6 protein-coding genes are annotated in these 7,357 nt (G+C 71.4%); 5 read left to right on the top strand and 1 reads right to left on the bottom strand.

Going from position 1 to position 7,357, the window contains the following annotated elements; genetic code table 11:
* From ACWF9Z_RS17810 to ACWF9Z_RS17800, 3 genes are all read left to right on the top strand, one after another.
* The coding region (locus ACWF9Z_RS17810; RefSeq protein WP_453603127.1) for a ricin-type beta-trefoil lectin domain protein at positions 1-3,384 on the top strand (3,384 nt) is incomplete at its 5' end.
* A gap of 214 nt (positions 3,385-3,598) precedes the next feature.
* Positions 3,599-4,006 carry an SsgA family sporulation/cell division regulator gene (locus ACWF9Z_RS17805; protein ID WP_453603125.1) on the top strand — a complete coding sequence of 136 codons (408 nt, stop codon included), beginning with the start codon at positions 3,599-3,601 and terminating at the stop codon, positions 4,004-4,006.
* A gap of 133 nt (positions 4,007-4,139) precedes the next feature.
* Positions 4,140-4,673 (top strand): AMIN-like domain-containing (lipo)protein, encoded by a 534-nt coding sequence (locus ACWF9Z_RS17800; RefSeq protein WP_453603123.1) that lies wholly within the window; start codon positions 4,140-4,142, stop codon positions 4,671-4,673.
* 146 nt (positions 4,674-4,819) lie between these two features.
* Here the strand turns inward: ACWF9Z_RS17800 and ACWF9Z_RS17795 are convergent, their stop codons facing one another.
* On the bottom strand, positions 4,820-5,551 hold the full coding sequence (locus tag ACWF9Z_RS17795; protein WP_453603121.1) for a flavodoxin family protein: 732 nt from the start codon (positions 5,549-5,551) through the stop codon (positions 4,820-4,822).
* A 210-nt stretch (positions 5,552-5,761) separates the two neighbouring features.
* Between ACWF9Z_RS17795 and ACWF9Z_RS17790 the strand changes: the two genes are divergently transcribed.
* Positions 5,762-6,748, top strand: a complete 987-nt coding sequence (locus tag ACWF9Z_RS17790) for a helix-turn-helix domain-containing protein (RefSeq protein WP_453603119.1) — start codon at positions 5,762-5,764, stop codon at positions 6,746-6,748.
* 116 nt (positions 6,749-6,864) lie between these two features.
* The gene (locus ACWF9Z_RS17785; protein WP_453603117.1) at positions 6,865-7,227 is read left to right on the top strand and encodes a peptidoglycan-binding domain-containing protein; all 363 of its coding nucleotides are present in this window, start codon (positions 6,865-6,867) and stop codon (positions 7,225-7,227) included.
* The last annotated feature ends 130 nt before the right edge of the window (positions 7,228-7,357 follow it).

The following is a 7,357-nucleotide window of genomic DNA, read 5'->3' as shown; positions in this document are numbered from 1 at the left end:
GTGAAGGCCGACACCACCGGCATCGAGCTGACCCCCGACACCTCCCTCCTCGGCCAGGGCACCGGCCCCTGGTACATCGACCCGGGCGTCAACCCCTCCGCCGACAACACGACGCGCGCGTGGTCGCAGGTCCAGGAGGCGTACCCGGACACCAACGAGTACAACTCGACCTCCGACGGCCAGAACGTCCCGGCCGCCGGCTACTGCGGCTACTCCACCTGCACCCGCAAGGGCCGCGAGCGCGCGTACTTCCAGGTCGGGATCAACTCGACGATCTACGACACCGAGGTCATCGACGCCAGGCTCCGTGCCACCGTCTCCTCCTCCTCGAGCCCCAGCACGTCGACCCCGATGGGCCTGTACCAGACCGGCCCCATCAACAACCCGACCACCTGGAACAACCAGCCCTGCGACAAGAACTCGCGGATGGGCGGCTGCCCCAAGATCGGTGGCGTCTGGATGTCGGGAACGGGTGAGATCCAGTACGACGTCACCAGCCAGATGAAGGCCGCCGCCCGGGACAAGTGGCCCCACTTCACGTTCGGCTTCGCGCCGGACGACGAAGGCAACATGTACTACCGCCAGCGGTTCAGCAACACCCCGCACGTCTCGGTCACCTACGACATACGACCCGTCATCGGGACCCCCCGCACCAGCCCCACCCCCGGCTTCGCCGCCACCGACACCTACGCCGCCTGCCGCACGGCCGGCGCCGTCAACCCCTGGGACAACCCGGGCTGGGTCAGCCTCACCTCCAGCACCTCGGTGACCGTCGCCACCTACTCCCCCACCGGACGCCAGCTCCAGTCGAACTTCGCCCTCGTGGACGAGGACAACAACGGCAGCGCCCAGTACGTCAACACCGGCTGGAACGGCTCTTCCGGTGATATCACCGCCGACTTCGGGGTCCTGAAGGACGGGCACAAGTACTACTGGTTCGCGAACACGCAGGACGACACCCTGCAGAGCGCCGACAGCGAGCGGTGCTACTTCTTCGTCGACCGTACGTCGCCCTCCGCGGGCGTCACCTCGACCGACTTCCCGGCGTCGGGCACCACCGGCGGTCACCCCAAGCGCGTCGGCGAGGAGGGCACCTTCACGCTCTCGGGTGCGGACAACGCCCCGACCAACGGCAGCACCCGCAGCTCGGGCCTGGCCTGCGCCCGCTGGACCACGGACCCGGTCAAGGCGGCTTCCGACTGGAAGTGCACGGACTCCGACTCGCAGATCATCAAGAGCCTTCCGGGCGGCCGGGCCACGGTGAAGTTCACCCCGCGGGCCTGGGGCACGAACTACCTCTACCTGCAGACGCAGGACAACGCGGGCAACATGTCCCAGCCCGTCGCCTACAGCTTCTACGTGCCGTCGAACCCGAACGGCCCCGCGCCAGTCTTCGGCGACATCAACGGTGACCAGAAGGCCGACGTCGTCCTCGCCGACTCCGCCGGCAACATCCGCCAGATCAACGGCGGCGCCGACCCCGCCGCCTCCGCCGTCGCCCTCGCCCGCTCCAGCGTGAGCGGCAACGGCTGGAACGGCATCCAGCTCACCCACCGCGGCAGCCTCGGCAACAAGAACGTCGACGACCTGCTCGCCCACGAGCCCGGCAAGCCCAACCTCTACAACTTCACCAACAACAGCACCGGACTCGTCGACGGCCAGGCACCCATCAAGGTCGACAAGCCCGCCTCCTGCGCCAAGACCGACTTCACCCCCATCGTCTGCGCCGACTACGGCTTCGGCACCGACTGGTCCAAGGTCACCCAGATCGCCGCCTACGGCTCCGTCAGCGGAGACAGCAAGCCCGGCGGCGACGTGAACCTGCCCCAGACCTCGCTCCTGTTCATCGAGAACGGGCGCCTGTGGCTGGCCATCGCCGGCGCCACCAACCAGCTCGACTCCCCGGCGATCCTGATCTCCGCCAACGACACCAAGTGGGACTCCTACGAGCTCCTCACCCCGGGCCGCGCCCAGGGCACCAACTTCCCCACCCTGTGGGCCCGCAACAAGACCGACGGCGGCACCCTCCACGCCTTCAGCATCAAGGGCACCGCTGACGCCCCGGACCTCACCGGCTTCACCGACCCGGCCGCCGGCCTCATCACCGGCAAGATCGACCCGGCCCGCTACCCGCGCGTCGGCTCCGACGGCGACCTCGACGGCGACAAGATCCCCGACCTCTGGGCCGTCGACAAGGACCAGCAGCTCGTCTCCTTCAACGGCCTCGGCACCGCACCCAACGGCACCTCGGTCCTCTACCCGACGGTCACCGGCATCGCCCCGGCCTTCACCCTCCAGGGCAGCCTCAACACCCCCACCTACCAGTGGAAGCTGAACGCCGGGACCGCCACGACCACCCCCAGCGCCGGCGGCAACAAGAACCCCGCCACCACCACCGGCATCACCTACCCCGCCGCCGAGGCCATCGAGGGCCGCAGCACCTCCTACGCGGCGTTCAACGGCGCCCAGGCGACGATCACCGCGGCCGGCACCTCCATCGACACCCGCAAGAGCTTCACCATCAGCACCTGGGCCAAGGCCGGTCCGAGCGGCGGGCTCATCGCCAGCCAGGACAACACCCGCAACAGCGCCTTCACCCTCTACGCGGACGCCGCCACCTACTCGTGGCGGTTCGCCATGGCCTCCTCCGACTCGGACGGCTGGGCGTACGACTGGTCCGGCCAGGTCAATGACGCGGGGCGGTTCGTCGCGAACACCTGGACCCGTCTGACCGCCGTCTACAACGCCGAGACCGGCCTGATGAGCCTGTACGTCAACGGCGTCCTCGCCGCCAGCGGCAACCACGCGGCCACCAGCAGCCCGGCTCCCACCGGCCCGCTGGTCCTCGGCCGGTACAAGGTCAACGGACAGCCGGACTACTTCGGCACCTTCGTCGGCGGCATCAGCAACTTCGCCGTCTACCCCTACGCCGCGGCTCCCACCGCCACCGGCGCCCCCACGAAGATCTCGCTGGTCTCGAAGGGCACCAAGTGCGCGGACCTCGCGTCCGACGGCAACAAGGTGCAGATCTGGGACTGCAACGAGATCAACGGGGGCCTCGCCCAGCAGTTCGACGTCCGGGCCGACGGCACGGTCCGCATCCAGGGCAAGTGCCTGGACGCCAAGGACGCCGGTACCGGCAACGGCACCCTGGTCCAGGCCGTGGACTGCCACAACCACCCGGCGCAGCAGTTCCTGCCCCGCGCCGACGGCAGCCTCCACAACCCGGTCTCCGGCCGCTGCCTCGACCTGAACCGCGGTGACACGACCAACGGGGTCCAGCTCCAGCTCTGGGACTGCAACCAGAGCGACGCCCAGCGCTGGTCCGTCGCCGCTCTGGCCACCGCGACCCTGCCCGTACCGAGCTACGACGCGGCCGCCTGATCCGACCCCGACCCGACCCCCGACCCCGACAGCACGGCGGCGGCCGCTCCTCCCACCCGGGAGGGGCGGCCGTCGCCGTGCGCGCAGTCGGGCGAAAAGGGGCCGAGGGACCCTGCCGGACGGGACCTTCGCCCGGCGGTGAGGGCCCCCGGGGTGGGTTAGCTTGCCCGAGTGGGGGTGAGAACCCCACCCCGTGAGAGAGGCGGCCCCGCGCATGACCGGTACAGAACACTGGGTTCTCCCGCTCCGGCTGGAGGCCGCGCCCTCACCCATCCCATTGCGCGGCGTGTTCGTCTACCGCGCCGACCGGCCCTACGAGATCTCCCTCGACTTCGAGGGCGACGGGGTCCACGTCGCCCGCTGGGTGTTCTCGCGGGAGCTGCTGCTCGACGGGCACGTCTGCGCCACCGGCGAGGGCGACATACAGGTGTGGCCCCGCTGGAAGGGCACCGAGCCCCGGGTGTTCCTGGCCTTCAGCAACGGTCACCAGAGCTGTGTCGTGTCCGCCCGCGCGAAGGACGTCCGGGAGCTGTGCCGCCGGATGACCTTGATGGTGCCGCGCGGCCAGGAGCAGCGGCACTACGACCTCGACGCGGAGCTGAGCGCCCTCCTGCCCCGCTGAGCGGGCCGGCCCCGCCGGGTCCGCCCGGTCCGCCGCACCCGGTGCTTCGGTGCCACCGCCGCAACCGCCGCCGCGCGGGGAGCGTCCTCACTGGTGACACCAGTCCCCGTCTCTCGAGAATCGGGGGGACGTCATGATCCGTCCACGTCGCCGCCGGGCCACCGCACTGGGCACCGGCGCTCTGCTCGCCGCCGCGCTCGGCTGCGTCACACCGGCCCCCGCGGCAGCCGCCACCGCCGCATCCGCGTCCAGCACCGCCACCGCGCCCTCCACCGCGCTCGTCGTCGACGCGCGCTGGGGCGGGCACTGCACGTACGACCGGGTGGTCGTCGACCTGCGGGGACACGTCCCGGCCGTCACCGTCACCCCGGTCTCCGCCCTCGTCCACGACGGGTCCGGCAAGCCCGTCCCGCTGGCCGGGCGGTACTTCCTGGAGATCCGCCTGAGCCCCGCGGCCGGGCACGACGGCGCGGGGCGGAACGTCTACCGCGGGCCCGGGCTCGTCAGGATCGGCCTGCCCGCGTTGAAGGGCCTCGCCCTGACCGGTGACTTCGAGGGCCACGTCACCCTCGGCGCCGCCTTCGACACCCGGCCCGACGTCACCTCGTTCACGCTGCACCGCCCTGAGCGGTTCGTACTGGACGTCGCGCACCCCGACGTGTGCTGAGCACGGCGGAGGGGCCCGGCGCGCCGTACGGACGGCGTCGCCCGGTCCGGGCCCCGCGTGACGCCGGCCCCCGGGGCCTGGTCACGGTCCTGGGGGCCGGCGTCGTCCCGGTCCGGTCCCCGGGCGCGCGGCCGGGGGACCGGGTCTCAGCGGTGCTCGGGGTTCGGGAAGTCGAAGCGGCAGCCGGCGTCCCACAGGGAGCGCTGGTTGCCGTGCGACGGCATCCCGCCGTTCCGCTTCAGCAGGGCGGCGAGGTGCATGAGGTTCCAGCTCATGAAGGCCGTGTTGCGGTTGGTGAAGTCGTTCTCGGGACCCCCGGATCCGGGGTCGAGGTACGAGGGGCCCGGCCCGGCCTCGCCGATCCAGCCGGCGTCGGCCTGCGGCGGGATCGCGTAGCCGAGGTGCTGGAGGCTGTAGAGGATGTTCATGGCGCAGTGTTTGACGCCGTCCTCGTTGCCGGTGATCAGCGCCCCGCCGACGCGCCCGTAGTAGGCGTACTGGCCCTGGTCGTTCAGGATCGAGGAGCAGGCGTAGAGCCGCTCGATGACTTGCTTCATCACCGAGCTGTTGTCCCCGAGCCAGATCGGGCCGCACAGCACGAGGATGTCGGCGTCCATGATCTGGCTGTAGAGCACCGGCCACTGGTCGTTCTCCCAGCCGTGGTCGGTCATGTCGGGCCAGACGCCCGTGGCGATGTCGTGGTCGACGGCGCGGATGAGAGAGGTCCGGACGCCCGCCGCCTCCATCACCGTGCGGCTCTTGTCGATCAGGCCCTCGGTGTTGCTGGGCTCCGGCGATCGCTTCAGCGTGCAGTTGACGTACACGGCGGTCAGGTCGGAGTAGTCGAAGCTCTTCGCGGTATCGGTGTCTGCGGCCACGCGCCCAGCCTCGGCCCCGCCGGGCACCACCGCCACCGGGCCTCGCCCGAACGGGGGCCCGCCCGCGGACCGGGGGGCCGTGACCACCCCGTCCGGATAGCGACCTGCGACGACTCCGGAACATCTACCGTGGTCCGGCCATCCTCGAGTTGGCCGCGTCCGACCGCTCCGGCCCGTCCGCCCGTCCGGTCCAGGTTCAGGGAGAGAGCGATGCTGATCAACGATTTCCACGCCGAGGACATACCGCCCGCGGAGCGCTACGCATGGTGGCGGAACCTGATCGCGCACACACAGCTGCCGGGCGAGATCATCAGCGACCGCACCGACGACTTCCGGGCCCGCATGCTGCTGGTGGACTTCGGCATCGCCCATGTCACCGACGTGGCCTTCCCGAGCGCGGCCGTGCGGCGCACCCCCTCGCTGATCCGGCGCTCGGACCCCGAGAGCTACCGGCTGACGCTGGCCGCCGACGGACCGGTGCGCATGACGCACGACGGACACCAAGCCCTCTTACGGCCCGGCGACATGGTCCTGTGCAGCAGTTCCGCCACCTACGAGTGCCTCGTGCCCGACCACGGACCGGGATCGCGGCTGATCAGCCTCTACGTGCCGCGTGCCCTGCTGCCGTTCCCGGCGGCGCAGGCCGACCGGCTGCTCGGGCGGCACCTGCCGGGCGAGGGCACCGTGGCCATGACCGGCGACTTCCTCGTCCGCCTCGTCGAAACCGGGTCCACGCTGGGTCCGCAGGGCGCGGCCCGGCTGGCCGGGGTCGCGCTCGACCTGGCGGCCGCGCTGGTCTCCCAGCACCTGGAGGCAGAGGACCTGCTCCGGCCGGAGAGCCGCAGGCAGGCCCTGCTGGCGGGCGTCCACGTCTTCATCGAACGCAACCTCGGCGACCCGCAGCTCTCCCCGGCCGCCGTGGCCGCGGCCCACCACATATCCCTCAGCCACCTGAACCGCCTGTTCCGAGAGCGGGACCTCGGTGTGGCCTCGTGGATCCGCCGGCGCCGCCTGGAGCGCTGCCGGCGCGACCTCGGAGATCCGTACCTCTTCGACAGGCCCGTCGGCCTGCTCGCGGCGCGCTGGGGCTTCGTCCACGCCTCCGATTTCACGCGCGCCTTCCGGACGGCGTACGGGACGACGCCGAGCGCGTACCGGCGGACGGCCCTGCACGGGGAACAGAGCGCCGCTCGTTAACGGCTGGATCCGCAGCGTCAACTCCGGTGGCGGCCGCGCGGCCAGACTCGTCATCGCAAGCGGGTGGAGCGCCGGTTCGGGCGGGCCCCCGCATCCGCGACCGAAGGGAAATGACCGTGCACCGTGCACGTCGTACGACTGCCGGGATCCTCACCGCCGCCGCCCTCACGGCCGGCCTGATCACCGCGGGCACCGCAACGGCCACCGCGGCGCCGACGCGCGTCGAGCAGGCCGTCCCCTCCAACCAGTGCGGCTACTACGGGGGGTCGGCCTACACCGACATCGGCGACTCCGGCTCCAAGGTCGTCGAGATCCAGTGCCTGCTGGAGGTCTACTTCGGCATCTCCGTGGGCCCCAGCAGCTGGGACGGGAAGTTCGGGAAGGACACGGAGAACGCGGTCAAGACCTTCCAGGGCCGCAAGGGCCTCGCCAAGGACGGCAAGGTCGGCCCCAACACCTGGTCGAAGCTGCGCGGCTGACGCCTCGAGCGAACGGGGGAACGGGGAGGAGCGGGGGGGGGGCCCCGGCGGGGGCCGGCCCCCCCCGCGCCCATCCCCCCCCCCCCCGCGTTACCCCCCCCCCCCACCACCCCCGCCCCCCACCCCCACC

The sequence above is a fragment of the Streptomyces sp. NPDC054961 genome (genome assembly GCF_053609145.1).
Note: the sequence above shows the minus strand (reverse complement) of the source record. Positions and strands in the feature narration are given on the sequence as shown.

Coding starts and splice junctions, on each gene's coding strand:
- ACWF9Z_RS17800 (WP_453603123.1), top strand. CDS start 4,140: ATGATCCGTCCACGTCGCCGCCGGGCCACCGCACTGGGCACCGGCGCT.
- ACWF9Z_RS17790 (WP_453603119.1), top strand. CDS start 5,762: ATGCTGATCAACGATTTCCACGCCGAGGACATACCGCCCGCGGAGCGC.
- ACWF9Z_RS17805 (WP_453603125.1), top strand. CDS start 3,599: ATGACCGGTACAGAACACTGGGTTCTCCCGCTCCGGCTGGAGGCCGCG.